Consider the following 14,855-nt stretch of genomic DNA (forward strand, 5'->3'; position numbering starts at 1 on the left):
GCGCCCGCCCCGCCACTTGAACCGCCGGGCCCTACGAGTGGGTCGCCTCGGCCTCCAGGTGGCCCACCATCCGGCCACGGTGCGCCGGGGCCCGGCCGGCCGGCTGCTCCGGCGCCGGGCCGGCCTCCGCGGTCTCCACCGGCCGGGACTGCGGCTTGCCCTGAGTGAGCGTCAGTTTCTCGCCGCAGTGCAGGATGTCCTGGCACTCGCCCTCGATCAGCGTGTACGTGGCCTCGTTGTCGACGATCTCCACGCGCAGCCGGCGGCTGCGGAACTGCACGTTGAACGCGAGCCGCACCATCTGTTCCGGCAGCCGCGGGCTGAACGCGACCAGGCCGTCCACCTCGCGCATCCCGCCGAACCCGACGACCAGCGCGAACCAGGTGCCGGCGAGGGAGGCGATGTGCAGGCCGTCGCGCGTGTTGCCCTCCAGGTCGGACAGGTCCATCATGGCCGCCTCGCCCAGGTAGTCGTAGGCCAGCCGCATGTGGCCCACCTCGGCGGCCATGACGGCCTGGCCGCAGGCCGACAGCGAGGAGTCCCGGACCGTCAGCTGCTCGTAATAGGCGAAGTTGCGGGCCTTCTGCTCCGGCGTGAACGCCTCGCCGCGCAGGCACATCGCGAGCACCAGGTCGGCCTGCTTCACCACCTGCTTGCGGTAGAGGTCGAAGTAGGGGAAGTGCATCATCAGGGGGTACTGGTCCTCCCTGGTGCGGGTGAAGTCCCACAGCTGGTGCCCGGTGAAGCCCGCCGACTGCTCGTGCACGCCCAGTTCCTCGTTGTACGGCAGCGACATGCGGGTGGCGGCGTCCCGCCAGTCGGCGGTCTCCTCGTCGTCCACGCCCAGCGCCGCCGCCAGGTCCGGGTGGCGCTCCACGACGGCCGCGGCGGCCCGCAGGTTGTGCTGCGCCATCAGGTTCGTGTACAGGTTGTCGTCCGAGATGGCGCTGTACTCGTCGGGGCCGGTCACGCCGTCGATGTGGAAGTCGCCGTGGTGGTCGTGGTGGCCCAGCGAGCGCCACAGCCGGGCGGTCTCCACCAGCAGCGGCAGCCCCACCTCCTTCTCGAACGCCTCGTCGTCGGTGGCCCGGATGTAGCGCACGACGGCGTCGGCGATGTCCCCGTTGATGTGGAAGGCGGCGGTGCCGGCCGGCCAGTAGCCGGAGCACTCGCTGCCGTTGATGGTGCGCCAGGGGAAGGCCGAGCCGCGCAGCCCCAGCTGGCGGGCGCGTTCCTGGGCGGCGGGCAGCGTGGTGTACCGCCAGCGCAGCGCCTGCTCGACCGCCTGCGGCGCGGTGTAGGTGAGCACGGGCAGGACGAAGGTCTCGGTGTCCCAGAAGCAGTGGCCGTCGTAGCCGGGGCCGGTCAGGCCCTTGGCGGGCAGGGCACGGGCCTCGCCGCGCGCGCCGGCCTGGAGGACGTGGAAGAGGGCGAACCGCACCGCCTGCTGGATCTCGGCGTCGCCGTCGACCTCCACGTCGGCGCGGGCCCAGAAGTCGTCGAGGTAGCCGCGCTGGTCGTCGACCAGGCCCTGCCAGCCGCTGCTGGTGGCCGCCGCCAGGGCCGCGTCGACCTGGTCGCGGACGGCGGGCGCCGAGCGCACCGCCGACCAGCCGTGCGCGACGATCTTCTCCAGGCGCAGCGTCTGGCCGGGCCGCAGCACGGAGGTGACGGTGACGCGGGCGAGGTCGTCGGAGCTCTCCGAGGTGTACGCGGTCCGCTCGCCGCCCTCGACGACGTGCTGGGCGGCCACGCCCACCCGCAGGCCGCTGCGGGCGGTGCGGTGCAGCAGCCGGATGCGCGTGCCGTGCGCGGCGGTGTCCTCGGGCACCAGGGGTGATTCGAGGATGGCGGCGGCGCGGGGGTCGCCCTCGGCCCGCGGCAGCTGCTCGTTGGCGACCAGCTCCGACTGGAGGACGACGCGCACCTCGTCGTCGAGCGCCTCCACCTCGTAGGCGATCGCCGCGACCGCGCGCTGGGTGAAGGAGACCAGGCGCGTGGAGCGCACCCGGATGCCGCGGCCGCTGGGCGAGGTCCACTCGGCGGTGCGGTGCAGCAGCCCGGTGCGGAAGTCGAGCAGCCGCTCGTGCCGGTGCAGCCGCCCGTAGCGCAGGTCGAAGGGTTCGTCGTCGACGAGGAGCCGCACCACCTTGCCGTTGGTGACGTCGATGACGGTCTGCCCGGACTCGGGGTAGCCGTAGCCGGCCTCCGCGTACGGCAGCGGGCGGAACTCGTAGACGCCGTTGAGGTAGGTGCCGGGCAGGCCGTGCGGCTCGCCCTCGTCGAGGTTGCCGCGCCAGCCGACGTGTCCGTTGGCGAGCGCGAACACCGATTCGCTCTGCGAGAGGACGTCGAGATTGAGCGTCGTCTCGCGCAGGCACCAGGGTTCGACCATGTAGGCCGGATGTGTGATCACGAGGGGTCTCCCAGCAGCTGGTCGAGGTCGGTCACGACGACGTCGGCGCCGTGCCGGCGCAGCTCCTCCGCCTGCCCGGTGCGGTCCACGCCCACCACGTGCCCGAACCCGCCGGAGCGGCCGGCCTCCATGCCGGCCAGGGCGTCCTCGAACACGGCGGCGCGTTCCGGCGGCGTGCCGAGCTCCTGGGCGGCGGTGAGGAACGTGTCGGGGTGGGGCTTGCCCGGCAGATGCCGCTCGGCGGCCACCAGCCCGTCGATCCGTACGTCGAAGAGGTCGCCGATGCCGGCGGCGTCGAGCACCGCGCGGGCGTTGGCGCTGGAGGAGACCACGGCGGTGCGCAGGCCGGCGGCGCGCACCTGCCGCACGTAGCGGACGGAACCGGGATAGGCGTGCACGCCCAGTTCCTCGATCTTCTTCAGGACGAGGGTGTTCTTGGCGTTGGCCAGGCCCTGGACGGTGTCGTGGCCGGGCGGGTCGTCGGGCCCGCCCTCGGGCAGCCCGATGCCGCGGGAGGCGAGGAAGGAGCGGACGCCGTCGGCCCGCGGCATCCCGTCGACGTAGCGGTCGTAGTCCTCCACCGCGTCGAACGGGCGGAAGCCGGGGCCGTCGCGGCGGCGCAGGAAGGCGTCGAAGGTCTCCTTCCAGGCCGCGGCGTGCACGGTCGCGGTCTCGGTGAGCACGCCGTCCATGTCGAAGAGGCAGGCTGCGATGGTTCCGGGCAGTCCGAGTGTCGTCACGTCGGTCGGCTTCCCCGGGGGGCGGGGGTGCACGCGGGCCTCACCCGTTCGCGTGCGCTCCCCGGGGGACGCCGTCCGTCATCCGCTCCGTACGGGCAGTGCGCGGGGGCCGCGGACCAGCAGGCCGGGGCGGTACGGCAGGGTGGCGGGGTCGGCGTCGAGGGCGACACCGGGGAGGGCGGCGAAGAGGCGGGGCAGGGCCACCGCGGCCTCCAGGCGGGCCAGGCGGGCGCCGAGGCAGAAGTGCGGGCCGTGGCCGAAGGCCAGGTGCGGGGCGGGGCGGGTGCCGCCGGGCAGGTGGCGGGCGGGGCGGAAGGCGTCCGGGTCGGGGAACCGGGCGGGGTCGCGGTTGGCGGCGGCGAGCATGACGAGGACGGGTTCCTCGGCGGGTATGGTCACGCCGTCGCCGAGGGCGACGGGCTCGGTGGTGCGCCGCCAGGTGCTGCCCTCCAGGGGGCTGCCGTGGCGCAGGGTCTCCTCGGCGACGGCCTCCCAGTGGGCGGGGCCGCCGGCGCGGGCGGCGGCCAGCTCCGCGGGGTGGGTGAGCAGCATCAGGGAGGCGGAGCCGAGCAGGTTCATGGTGGTCTCGTAGCCGGCGAACAGCAGCAGGAACGCCATGGCGAGCAGCTCGCCGTCGTCGAGGCCGCCGTCCTGCGCGCCCGCCTCGTCGCCGCTGTCGCGGGCGTCCCGGGCCAGCACGCTGAAGAGGTCGTCGCCGGGCCGGCGGCGCTTCTCGGCTATCAGGCCGGTGAAGTAGGCGTGCAGGCTCGTCCACGCCTCCTGCACCGCGCCGGGCTCCAGCGCGTCGGCGGGCGAGCCCACCCGGTAGGTCCACTCGCGCAGCTCGTCCCGGTCGGCCTCGGGGACGCCCAGCACCTCGGCGATGACGAGGACGGGCAGCGGGAAGGCGAAGTCGTCGACCAGGTCGGCCCTGCCCTCGCGGGCCAGCCGCCCGGACAGCTGCGCCAGCAGCCCGTCGGTGAGCTCCTCGATCCGGGGCCGCAGCGCGTCCACGCGGCGCGGGGTGAAGGCGGCGGTGGTCAGCCGGCGCAGCCGCAGGTGGTCCGGGGCGTCCGAGTTGAGCATGTGCCGCTCCAGGCAGGCGCGGGCGCGCCGGTCCGGGGAGTCGGGCCGGGGCCGGCCGGCGGCGCGCGGCGGCACGTTGGAGAAGCGCGGGTCGGCCAGGACGGAGCGGGCCTCGTCGTAGCCCGTGACGAGCCAGGCGTGGGTGCCGTTGGCCAGGGGCACGCGGGCCACCGGGGCGCCGGCGCGCAGCCGTGCGTAGTACGGGTACGGGTCGCGGGCGAAGGCGGGGTCCGCCGGGTTCAGGACGTCGAGCACACAGGCATCCTCGCCGATGCCGGTGCGTCACGGAAGTGGGGTCGCCGGTTTCCCAGTGTGACGGTGGTGACCGTCGGGGCGGGTGAGGGTGCTGGTCAGCGGCGGCCCAGGGCTTTTTTGAGCTCGTCCTTGCTCATGTCCGAGCGGCCCTGGATGTTGCGCTTCTTCGCCTCGTTGTACAGCTGCTCCTTCGTGGGCTCGCCGCCACGGGAGCGCGTGCTGCTCGTGCTGCGCGAGGTGGTGCGGCTGCTGGAGCCCTTGGTCTCGCCGGCCTGGGCGCGCTGCTTGTTCACCGTGCGGCCGGCGATCTCCTTGGCGCGGCCCTCGCTCGCGCCGCGCTTGCCGGCGCTCTCCTTGATGTGCTCGTACTGCCGCTCGCGCTTGTTGCTCGATCCCCTGGGCATGCGGTGCTCCTCGGTCTCGCAGTGCTGCTTCCACGGCCCCGTCTTCCCGGGGCGGCGTGGCGTACACGGCTCACCCTGGCACGCCCCTCACCGGGCCGCAGGGCGTGGACGGCCGTTCGGGGCGGGGTCATTGCGGCTCCCCCGGGGTGCGGGTGACGGTACGGCCGCGGGCCCGCGCGGCGCGGGCGAGGACGGTGGCGTCGTGGACGGCGGCGCCGCCCGGGTCGTTGTTGAAGTACGCGTACACGTCGGCGGTGTCGGGCCACTCGGCGGCGATCCGGGCGGTCCAGGAGTCGAGTGCCTGCCGCCCGTAACGCGGCCAGGGGTGCGCGGCGCCGACGTGGAAGCGCACGTACCCCCAGTCCGTGGTGCGCCACAGCGGCGTCACCGGGCGCGAGTCGCGGTCGGCCCAGCACAGGGCCGCGGCGTGGCGCTCCAGGACGGTGCGCACGGCGTCGGTCCACCACGAGTCGTGCCGGGGCTCGACGGCCACGCGTACGCCGGCGGGGAAGCAGGCGAGGGTGGCGTCCAGGGTGCCGGGGTCGGCGCGCAGGGTGGGCGGGAGCTGGAGGAGGACGGGGCCGAGCCGGTCGCCGAGCCCGCCGGCGTGCCGCAGCAGCCGGCCGACGGGCTCCTCGGGGTCGCGGAGCCGTTTGATGTGGGTGAGGTAGCGGCTGGCCTTGACGGCCATGACGAAGCCCTCGGGGGTGCGGGCGCGCCAGTCGGCGAAGGTCTCGGGGCGCGGCAGCCGGTAGAAGGCGTTGTTGTTCTCGACGGTGGCGAAGTGCGCGGCGTACTCCTCCAGCCAGAGCCGCTGGGGCAGCCCCTCGGGGTAGAGGTGGTCGCGCCAGTCCTTGTACTGCCATCCGGAGGTGCCGACGAGCAGGGGCATGGGCGTTCTTGTGCCCGCGCGGGGCGGCCGGGTCACCGGCGGGCGGCCGATTCCAGCCATCGGGGGCATACGAGCTGTAGTTGACTGGTGGGGTGGACGGAGTGGTGTGCGCGTTCTGCGCGATCGTGGCGGGCGAGGCGGACGGGCACCGGGTCTTCGAGGACGGCACGGCGGTGGCCTTCCTCGACGCCCGGCCGCTGTTCCCGGGGCACGTGCTGGTGGTGCCGCGGCTGCACGCGGAGACGCTGACGGACCTGCCGGCCGCGCAGGTGGGGCCGTTCTTCCTGCGGGTGCGGCGGATCGCGGGCGCCGTGCAGCGCGGCATGGGGGCGGCGGGGACGTTCGTGGCGGCCAACAACCGGGTGAGCCAGTCCGTGCCGCACTTCCACGTGCACGTGGTGCCCCGGAACCCGAAGGACGGCCTGCGGGGCTTCTTCTGGCCGCGCAGCCGGTACGGCTCGGACGAGGAGGCGGCGCGGGTCGCGGCCCGGCTGCGGGCGGCGCTGGCGGAGGAGCCGGCAGAGGAGCCGGCGGAGGAACCGGCGGAGGAGTAGCGGCCGGTGCCGGGGGCTTCCCGCGTGGACGGTTCCCCGCTGTTCCGGTCATATTGGGAGTACGGGCATCCTGCGGCACCCCGTGGCGGGGGCTTCCCCGGACCGGGCCCCCGGGACCGGAGGTGGATCATGCGTTTCGCCGACCGCGTGGAGGCGGGCAGGCACCTGGCCGAGCGGCTGGAGCACCTGCGGGAGGAGCGCCCGGTCGTGCTCGGCCTGCCGCGCGGCGGTGTCCCCGTCGCGTTCCAGGTCGCCCACGCGCTGGGCGCGCCGCTGGACGTCATCCTGGTCCGCAAGCTGGGCGTGCCCTACCACCGGGAGCTGGGCTTCGGCGCGATCGGTGAGGGCGGCGTCCGGGTCGTGCACGCCGACATCATGCGGATGAGCCGGGTGGACCAGGACGACCTGGCCGAGGTGGAGCGCGCCGAGGAGGCCGAACTGGCCCGGCAGGCCGAGCGGTTCCGCGGCGGCCGGGGACGGGTGCCGCTCGCGGGGCGCACGGCCGTGGTGGTCGACGACGGCATCGCCACGGGTGCCACGGCGGCGGCCGCCTGCCAGGTGGCGGCGGCGCAGGGCGCGGCGCGGGTGGTGCTGGCGGTGCCGGTGGCGCCGCCGGACGCGGCGGCCCGGTTCCGTACGACGGTGGACGAGCTGGTGTGCCTGTCGACGCCGGCCGCCTTCTCGGCCGTGGGCGAGTGGTACCACGACTTCTCGCAGACGCCCGACGAGGAGGTCGTCGAGCTGCTGCGGCGCAACCGGGAGGAGACCGCCGCCGACGCGGACCCCGCCCCGGCACGCCCCCGCGCCGGCCCCGTACGGCTCCCCGTCGAGGGCGGTGCGGTCACGCTGGACGGCGACCTGACCGTGCCCGCGGGCGCGCCCGCGCTGGTGGTCTTCGCGCACGGCAGCGGCAGCAGCCGGCTCAGCCCCCGCAACCGTGCCGTGGCGGGGTCCCTCAACGCGGCCGGGCTCGGCACCCTCCTCTTCGACCTGCTCACGCCCGAGGAGGAGACCGACCGGGCCAATGTGTTCGCCGTCGAGCCGCTGGCGCGCCGGCTGGCCGAGGTCACCCGGCGGATGCGCCGGCAGGAGGCGGTGCCGGTCTGCTACTTCGGCGCCAGTACGGGTGCCGCGGCCGCCCTGTGGGCGGCGGCGGAGGCCGCGGACGGCGCGGAGGACGGCACCGGTGACGTCGCGGCCGTGGTCTCCCGGGGCGGCCGCCCCGACCTGGCCGGGCCGCGCCTGGCCCGGGTGCGGGCCCCGACGCTGCTGATCGTGGGCGGCCACGACGAGACCGTCCTGGAGCTCAACCGGCGCGCCGCGGAGCAGCTGCGCTGCGAGAACGAGCTGGCCGTCGTGCCGGGCGCCACCCATCTGTTCGAGGAGCCGGGCGCCCTGGACGCCGTCGCGGACCTGGCCCGCGACTGGTTCGTGCGGCACCTGCCCCCGTAAGCCACGCGAGAGACCCAGGTGATCACCATGGAGAAGATCGTCGACTGCGGCATCCAGATGCAGTTCCGTGAGATCGACGCCGACACGCAGGCCGACGTCAAGCTGCGGCTGCACGACGGCTCGGAGCTGTCGGCGCAGGGCGTGGCCCACCGCCACCCCGACGACCCGCGTCAGCAGCGCGTCGGCGAGGAGGTCGCGGCGGCCCGTGCGCTGACCGGGCTCGCCGACCAGCTGCTGGAGAAGGCCGGCCACGACATGGAGTCCACCCTGCACCATGAGGTCCACCTCACCCGCTGAGGGGGCCGTGCCGTCCGGCCGCCGCGGCTGGCAGTTCTGGATCGACCGGGGCGGCACCTTCACCGACGTCGTGGCGCGCCGCCCCGACGGGCGCGTGGTGACGCACAAGCTGCTGTCCCGCAACCCCGCCCGGTACCGCGACGCCGCCGTGGAGGGCGTCCGCGTGCTGCTGGGCGTCCCGCCCGGGCAGGAGATCGACGGGGGCCTGGTCGACGCGGTGCGGATGGGCACCACCGTGGCCACCAACGCGCTGCTGGAGCGCACCGGGGAACGCACCGCGCTGGTGATCACCCGTGGGTTCGGTGACGCCCTGCGCATCGGCTACCAGAACCGGCCCCGCCTGTTCGACCGTCACATCGTGCTGCCGGAGGTGCTGTACGAGCGGGTGCTGGAGGTGGACGAGCGCGTCACGGCCGGGGGCGAGGTGCTGCGCGCCCCGGACCTGGACGCCCTGGCGCCGGAGCTGCGGCGCGCCCTCGACGACGGGATCCGGGCGGTGGCGGTGGTGTGCGCGCACAGCCACCACCACCCGGCCCACGAGCGGGCGGCCGGGGACCTCGCGCGGCGCACCGGCTTCCCGCAGGTGTCGCTGTCCTGCGAGGTGAGCCCGCTGATGAAGCTGGTGCCGCGCGGCGACACGGCGGTCGTGGACGCCTACCTCTCGCCCGTCCTGCGCCGCCACGTGGACGAGGTGGCGGAGGCGCTGCGGGGCGTGCGGCTGATGTTCATGCGGTCCAGCGGCGGGCTGGCGGAGGCGGGCCGGTTCCGCGGCAAGGACGCGATCCTGTCCGGGCCGGCCGGCGGCATCGTCGGCATGGCGCGCATGGCGCAGCTGGCGGGTTTCGGCCAGGTGATCGGCTTCGACATGGGCGGGACGTCGACCGACGTGTCGCACTTCGCGGGCGCCTACGAGCGGGTGGTGACGACCGAGATCGGCGGGGTGCGGTTGCAGGCGCCGATGCTCGACATCCGCACCGTGGCCGCGGGCGGCGGTTCGGTGCTGCACTTCGACGGCGGCCGCTACCGCGTGGGCCCCGACTCGGCGGGTGCCGATCCCGGGCCCGCCTGCTACCGGGCCGGGGGCCCGCTGACGGTGACGGACGCCGACGTGATGCTCGGCCGGGTGCAGCCGGAGTTCTTCCCGCACGTCTTCGGGCCGGGCGGCGACGCGCCGCCGGACCGGGAGGTGGTGCGACGGCGCTTCGCGGAGCTCGCTGCGGAGATCCGCGCCCGTACCGGCGACGGCCGCTCCCCCGAGCAGGTCGCCGAGGGCTACCTGCGGGTGGCGGTGGCGAACGTCGCCGCGGCCGTCAAGCGCATCTCGGTGCAGCAGGGCCGTGACGTCACCCGGTACGCGCTGACCGCGTTCGGCGGCGCGGGCGGGCAGCACGCCTGCGCGGTGGCCGACTCGCTGGGCATCCGCACCGTGCTCGTACCGCCGCTGGCCGGGGTGCTGTCGGCGCTGGGCATGGGCCTGGCCGACAGCACGGCCCTACGCGAGCGCTCCGTGGAGGCCCGTCTGGAGGAGGGGGCGATGGCCGGGGTGCGGGCGGTGGCGGCGGAGCTGGAGGACGCGGCGCGGGCCGAGCTGCGGGAGGGGGGCGCGGGCGGCGAGGGCGTGTGCGTGCGGCGGCGGGCGCGGCTGCGGTACGACGGCACCGACACGGCGGTGCCCGTGGAGCTGGCCGGGGTGGCGGCGATGACGGCGGAGTTCGAGGCGGCCCACCGGGCGGCGTACGCGTTCCTCATGGACCGGCCGCTGGTCGTCGAGGCCGTCTCCATGGAGGCCGTCGCCCCCGCCGAGCCGCCCGGCCTGAGCTCCCTGGGCGACGTGGCCGCCCCGGAACCGGGCGGGGAGGCGCCGCGCACCGTGCCGCTGTACAGCGGCGGCTGCTGGCGCGACGTTCCCCTGCTGCGGCGCGAGCGCCTGGTGCCCGGTGTCGCGGTGACCGGGCCGGCGGTCGTCACCGAGGCCGACTCCACGACCGTGGTCGACGCGGGCTGGCGGGCCGTCAGGACGCCGCTGGGCCACCTGCTGCTGGAGCGCGTGACCGCGGCCGCCGGGGAGCGGGCCGGCACCCGCGCCGACCCGGTGCTCCTGGAGATCTTCAACGGCCTGTTCGTGTCGGTGGCCGAGCAGATGGGGGCACGGCTGGAGGCCACCGCCCAGTCGGTCAACATCAAGGAGCGGCTCGACTTCTCCTGCGCCGTCTTCGACGCGTCCGGCGAGCTCGTCGCCAACGCGCCGCACATCCCCGTCCACCTGGGCTCCATGGCCACGACGGTCAAGGAGGTCGTCCGCCGGCGGGCCGGGACGATGCGGCCCGGCGACGCCTACGCCGTCAACGACCCGTACCACGGGGGCACCCACCTGCCGGACGTGACGGTGGTGACCCCCGTCTTCGACGAGGAGCGCCCGGCGGCGGGCGGGGCCGGGCCGCCGGTGCTGTTCTTCGTGGCCTCGCGCGGTCACCACGCCGAGATCGGCGGGCTGACGCCGGGCTCCATGCCGGCGTTCAGCCGGCACATCGACGAGGAGGGCGTGCTGTTCGACGACTGGCTGCTGGTGCGCGACGGCCGGTTCCGCGAGGAGGAGACGCGTGCCCTGCTGACCGGGGCCCGGTACCCGTCGCGGGCGCCGGAGACCAACCTGGCCGACCTGCGGGCCCAGATCGCCGCCAACCGCAAGGGCGTGGAGGAGGTGGGCCGGATGACCGCCCACTTCGGCCGGGAGGTGATACTCGCCTACATGCGGCACGTCCAGGACCACGCCGAGGAGGCGGTGCGGCGTGTCGTGGACGCCCTGCGCGACGGCGCGTACCGCTACGAGACCGACTCCGGCGCGGTCGTCCGGGTCCGGGTGGCCGTGGACCGGGCCCGCCGCTCGGCGACGGTCGACTTCACCGGCACGTCGCCACAGCAGGACGGCAACGCCAACGCCCCGGTGTCCGTGGTGACGGCCGCGGTGCTGTACGTGTTCCGGACCCTGGTGGCCGAGGACATCCCGCTGAACAACGGCTGTCTGCGGCCGTTGCGGATCGTGGTGCCGGAGGGCTCGATGCTCGCCCCGGCCCACCCGGCGGCGGTGGTCGCCGGCAACGTGGAGACCTCGCAGGCCGTGGTGGGCGCGCTGTACGCGGCGATGGGCGTGCAGGCGGAGGGGTCGGGGACGATGAACAACGTCACGTTCGGCAATGCCCGCCATCAGTACTACGAGACGGTGGCCTCCGGCTCGGGCGCCGGGCCGGGCTTCGACGGCGCGCCGGCGGTGCAGACGCACATGACCAACTCGCGGCTCACCGACCCGGAGGTGCTGGAGTGGCGGCTGCCCGTGCTGCTGGAGGAGTTCGCCGTGCGGCGCGGCAGCGGCGGGGCCGGCCGGTGGCGGGGCGGCGACGGCGCCGTGCGCCGGATCCGCTTCCGGGACGCGATGACGGTGACCGCGCTGGCCGGGCACCGCCGGGTGGCGCCGTACGGCATGGCGGGCGGCGCGCCGGGGGCGCGCGGCGCGGCCCGGCTGGAGCGGGCCGACGGCACCGTCGTGCCGGTGGCGGGGCGCGACACGGTCGCGGCCGGGCCCGGTGACGTCCTCGTCGTCGAGACCCCGGGTGGCGGCGGGTACGGGCCTCCGGCCGGCTCTCCCGATCCGCCGGGCGAGTGATTCATCAACGCTGCGGCGGCAAACGGCCGCGGGGGCCGGGCGGGCGCGCGACTATGCGGGGGCGGGGCAGAGACGGCTGAGCCCCGGCACCCGATCTGTGCGTCCCCTGGAGTTGCCATGTACGCCACCGAGCTGGCCGCCAAGACCCTCGAACCCACCTCCACCGAGGAGCGGTTGGCCGACGACTATGCCGCACTGCTGGCCACCCTCTCGCGCGTCGACCAGGCGCTGCGCGAGGGTGTCTGGCACGACGTGCGCGACGAGCTGGACGAGCTCATCTCCGTCGCCGAGGACATGTGGTCGACGCTGTCCGGCGCCGACCACGACGAGGACTCCGACCGGGCCCGCCCGTACACGGCCCCGGCGGCCGACGCGGCGAAGGTCCGTCAGCTCGTCGCCGTGTACGCCCGGCCGCACCCGGCGGGCCGGGCGCTGTACCCGGCGGCGGTCATCGAGGACCCGCAGCTGCGCGCGGCGGTGGAGTCGGAGACCGAAGCGGAACGGGAGGAGCAGTCCGGCCGGCTGGAGCCGGCCGCGTGCGCGGCGGGATGAGCCGCGACGACCACCCGACATGCCGCACCGGTACCCCGGAGGGCCCGTTGTACGGGTGCCTCCGGGGCCGGGCGGCGGCTCAGCGGGCGGTGTAGGTGAGGCAGTCGGCCGAGCCGCCCAGCGCCGCCACCGTGATGCCGGGGGCCTGGCACTCCAGGTCGACGTTGTGCAGGCACCCGGCCACCTTGCAGGCGCCGACCCGGCCGGTGGCACCGGCGTCCCCGCCCTTGGCGGGGAAGGTGAAGAACGTGTCGCACCCCGGGTGCGTGCCGTCACCCACGGTGATGGCCAGTGCGTGGCAGGCACTGTCCCGGTTGTAGGCGCACTCCCCCACCTGGCACACGGCCACCTGCGGCATCTCCACGGCGGTCTCCTCGCGTCCTGCGGCTCTCGCGGCCCGTCCCCGCGATGCCTTCCTCGGCCGCCGCGCCGTGACACCGGGTGCGCGGCGGGTTCACCCGGCCGGGCCGCGGGAAGGCGCGGAAGGGGTGTTGGCGCCTGCTTGACATGGTCCCACTCAAGTTTTATGCAGGAAGGCAAGGCAACGGAGCACCGGCGAGGAGCGCTGAGATGGCAGCACGAGCAGTCGGTATCGACCTGGGCACGACCAACTCGGTCGTCAGTGTGCTGGAGGGCGGCGAGCCCACGGTCGTCACGAACACGGAGGGCGCGCGCACGACACCGTCGGTGGTGGCGTTCGCCAAGGGCGGTGAGGTCCTGGTCGGCGAGATCGCCAAGCGCCAGGCCGTCACCAACGTCGAGCGCACCGCCCGCTCGGTCAAGCGCCACATGGGCGACCCGGACTGGCGGTTCCCCGAGCACGGGGACATCGACGGCAAGCGGTACACGGCGCAGGAGATCTCCGCCCGGGTGCTGCAGAAGCTGAAGCGGGACGCCGAGGCGTACCTGGGCGAGGACGTCACCGACGCCGTGATCACCGTGCCGGCGTACTTCAACGACGCGCAGCGCACCGCCACCAAGGAGGCCGGTGAGATCGCGGGCCTGAAGGTGCTGCGGATCATCAACGAGCCGACCGCGGCGGCGCTGGCGTACGGCATGGACAAGGAGAACGACCAGACGGTCCTGGTCTTCGACCTGGGCGGCGGTACGTTCGACGTGTCGCTGCTGGAGATCGGCGAGGGCGTGGTCGAGGTGAAGGCCACCAACGGCGACACGCAGCTGGGCGGCGACGACTGGGACCAGCGCGTCGTCGACCACCTCGTCACGCGGTTCCGCAACAACTACGGCGTCGACCTGTCGAAGGACAAGATGGCGCTGCAGCGGCTGCGGGAGGCGGCGGAGAAGGCGAAGATCGAGCTGTCGTCCGCGACGGAGACGACGATCAACCTGCCCTACATCACGGCGTCCGCCGAGGGCCCGCTGCACCTGGACGAGAAGCTCACCCGGGCCCAGTTCGAGCAGCTGACCGAGGACCTGCTGGAGCGCTGCAAGGGGCCGTTCCACCAGGCGGTCAAGGACGCCGGGCTGAAGGTGGCGGACATCAACCATGTGATCCTGGTGGGCGGCTCGACGCGCATGCCGGCGGTGACGCGCATGGTCACCGAGCTGACCGGCAAGGAGCCGCACAAGGGCGTGAACCCGGACGAGGTCGTGGCGATCGGTGCCTCGCTCCAGGCCGGTGTGCTCAAGGGCGAGGTCAAGGACGTCCTGTTGCTGGACGTCACCCCGCTGTCCCTCGGTATCGAGACCAAGGGCGGCATCATGACCAAGCTGATCGAGCGCAACACCACGATCCCGACCCGGCGGGCGGAGGTCTTCACGACGGCCGAGGACAACCAGCCGTCCGTGCAGATCCAGGTCTACCAGGGCGAGCGCGAGATCGCCGCGTACAACAAGAAGCTCGGCATGTTCGAGCTGACCGGCCTCCCGCCGGCCCCGCGCGGCGTCCCGCAGATCGAGGTCTCCTTCGACATCGACGCCAACGGCATCATGCACGTGACCGCCAAGGACCTCGGCACGGGCAAGGAGCAGAAGATGACCGTCACCGGCGGCTCGTCGCTGCCGAAGAACGACATCGACCGCATGGTGCGGGAGGCCGAGCAGCATGCGGAGGAGGACCGCCGCCGCAAGGAGGCCGCCGAGACGCGGAACACGGCCGAGACGCTGGTCTACAGCACGGAGAGGCTGCTGCGGGACAACGCGGAGCAGATCCCGGACGACGCGCGGCAGGAGACGGAGGCGGCGCTGGCGGAGCTGAAGGAGAAGCTCAAGGGCGAGGACACCGCCGCGATCCGGCAGGCCACCGAGAAGACGGCGACGGCCGCGCAGAAGATCGGTGCGGCGATGTACGCCAAGGCGGGTGCCGCACAGGGCGAGGCGGGGGCGCAGGGCGCGCCCGGTGCCGCCGGGCCGGCCGGGGACACGGAGGACGTGGTCGACGCCGAGATCGTGGACGAGGACAAGCCGAAGGGCGGCCCCACGTCCTGAGCGTCGCCCCCGCCGCCCCGAGCCGCTCCTGAGCGGCCGTCGAGCGGGCCGCCGTACGGTCCTCCCGGCAGCGCCGGACCGCTGCCGGGAGGAGACGG

Annotated in this window: 12 protein-coding genes; 6 read left to right on the forward strand and 6 right to left on the reverse strand. The window is 74.5% G+C overall.

Going from position 1 to position 14,855, the window contains the following annotated elements; genetic code table 11:
• Nucleotides 1-31: 31 nt before the first annotated feature.
• The 5 genes from IE305_RS26465 to IE305_RS26485 form a co-directional block, all read right to left on the reverse strand.
• Entirely contained in the window at nt 32-2,416 is a 2,385-nt protein-coding gene (locus IE305_RS26465) for a glycoside hydrolase family 65 protein (protein ID WP_190132280.1), read from the reverse strand.
• On the reverse strand, nt 2,413-3,156 hold the full coding sequence (locus IE305_RS26470; protein WP_190132281.1) for an HAD family hydrolase: 744 nt from the start codon (nt 3,154-3,156) through the stop codon (nt 2,413-2,415). The genes IE305_RS26465 and IE305_RS26470 overlap by 4 nt, the downstream gene beginning before the upstream one ends.
• Nucleotides 3,157-3,234: 78 nt before the next feature.
• On the reverse strand, nt 3,235-4,497 hold the full coding sequence (locus IE305_RS26475; RefSeq protein ID WP_190132282.1) for a cytochrome P450 family protein: 1,263 nt from the start codon (nt 4,495-4,497) through the stop codon (nt 3,235-3,237).
• 95 nt (nt 4,498-4,592) lie between these two features.
• The gene (locus IE305_RS26480) at nt 4,593-4,901 is read right to left on the reverse strand and encodes a plasmid stabilization protein (RefSeq protein ID WP_190132283.1); all 309 of its coding nucleotides are present in this window, start codon (nt 4,899-4,901) and stop codon (nt 4,593-4,595) included.
• Between the two features lie 127 nt (nt 4,902-5,028).
• Nucleotides 5,029-5,793 (reverse strand): DUF72 domain-containing protein, encoded by a 765-nt coding sequence (locus tag IE305_RS26485; RefSeq protein ID WP_190132284.1) that lies wholly within the window; start codon nt 5,791-5,793, stop codon nt 5,029-5,031.
• A gap of 101 nt (nt 5,794-5,894) precedes the next feature.
• On the opposite strand from IE305_RS26485, the gene IE305_RS26490 reads away from it, so the two are divergent.
• From IE305_RS26490 to IE305_RS26510, 5 genes are all read left to right on the forward strand, one after another.
• Complete coding sequence (locus IE305_RS26490; RefSeq protein WP_190132361.1) at nt 5,895-6,347, forward strand: HIT family protein; 453 nt, start codon at nt 5,895-5,897, stop codon at nt 6,345-6,347.
• A 129-nt stretch (nt 6,348-6,476) separates the two neighbouring features.
• Complete coding sequence (locus IE305_RS26495) at nt 6,477-7,799, forward strand: phosphoribosyltransferase family protein (RefSeq protein WP_190132285.1); 1,323 nt, start codon at nt 6,477-6,479, stop codon at nt 7,797-7,799.
• Between the two features lie 27 nt (nt 7,800-7,826).
• Nucleotides 7,827-8,096 (forward strand): dsRBD fold-containing protein, encoded by a 270-nt coding sequence (locus IE305_RS26500; RefSeq protein ID WP_190132286.1) that lies wholly within the window; start codon nt 7,827-7,829, stop codon nt 8,094-8,096.
• Entirely contained in the window at nt 8,074-11,757 is a 3,684-nt protein-coding gene (locus tag IE305_RS26505; RefSeq protein ID WP_190132287.1) for a hydantoinase B/oxoprolinase family protein, read from the forward strand. The genes IE305_RS26500 and IE305_RS26505 overlap by 23 nt, the downstream gene beginning before the upstream one ends.
• Nucleotides 11,758-11,874: 117 nt before the next feature.
• The gene (locus IE305_RS26510; RefSeq protein WP_190132288.1) at nt 11,875-12,309 is read left to right on the forward strand and encodes a hypothetical protein; all 435 of its coding nucleotides are present in this window, start codon (nt 11,875-11,877) and stop codon (nt 12,307-12,309) included.
• Nucleotides 12,310-12,388: 79 nt separating this feature from the next.
• On the opposite strand, the gene IE305_RS26515 is transcribed toward IE305_RS26510, so the two are convergent.
• Nucleotides 12,389-12,667, reverse strand: a complete 279-nt coding sequence (locus IE305_RS26515) for a DUF1540 domain-containing protein (RefSeq protein WP_229891573.1) — start codon at nt 12,665-12,667, stop codon at nt 12,389-12,391.
• A 212-nt stretch (nt 12,668-12,879) separates the two neighbouring features.
• Between IE305_RS26515 and dnaK the strand changes: the two genes are divergently transcribed.
• Nucleotides 12,880-14,757, forward strand: coding sequence for a molecular chaperone DnaK (gene dnaK / locus IE305_RS26520; protein ID WP_190132290.1), 1,878 nt, complete (start codon nt 12,880-12,882; stop codon nt 14,755-14,757).
• Nucleotides 14,758-14,855 lie beyond the last annotated feature (98 nt).

Origin of the sequence: Streptomyces mashuensis, assembly GCF_014654785.1 — a bacterium.
GTDB classification, from domain to species: domain Bacteria; phylum Actinomycetota; class Actinomycetes; order Streptomycetales; family Streptomycetaceae; genus Streptomyces; species Streptomyces mashuensis.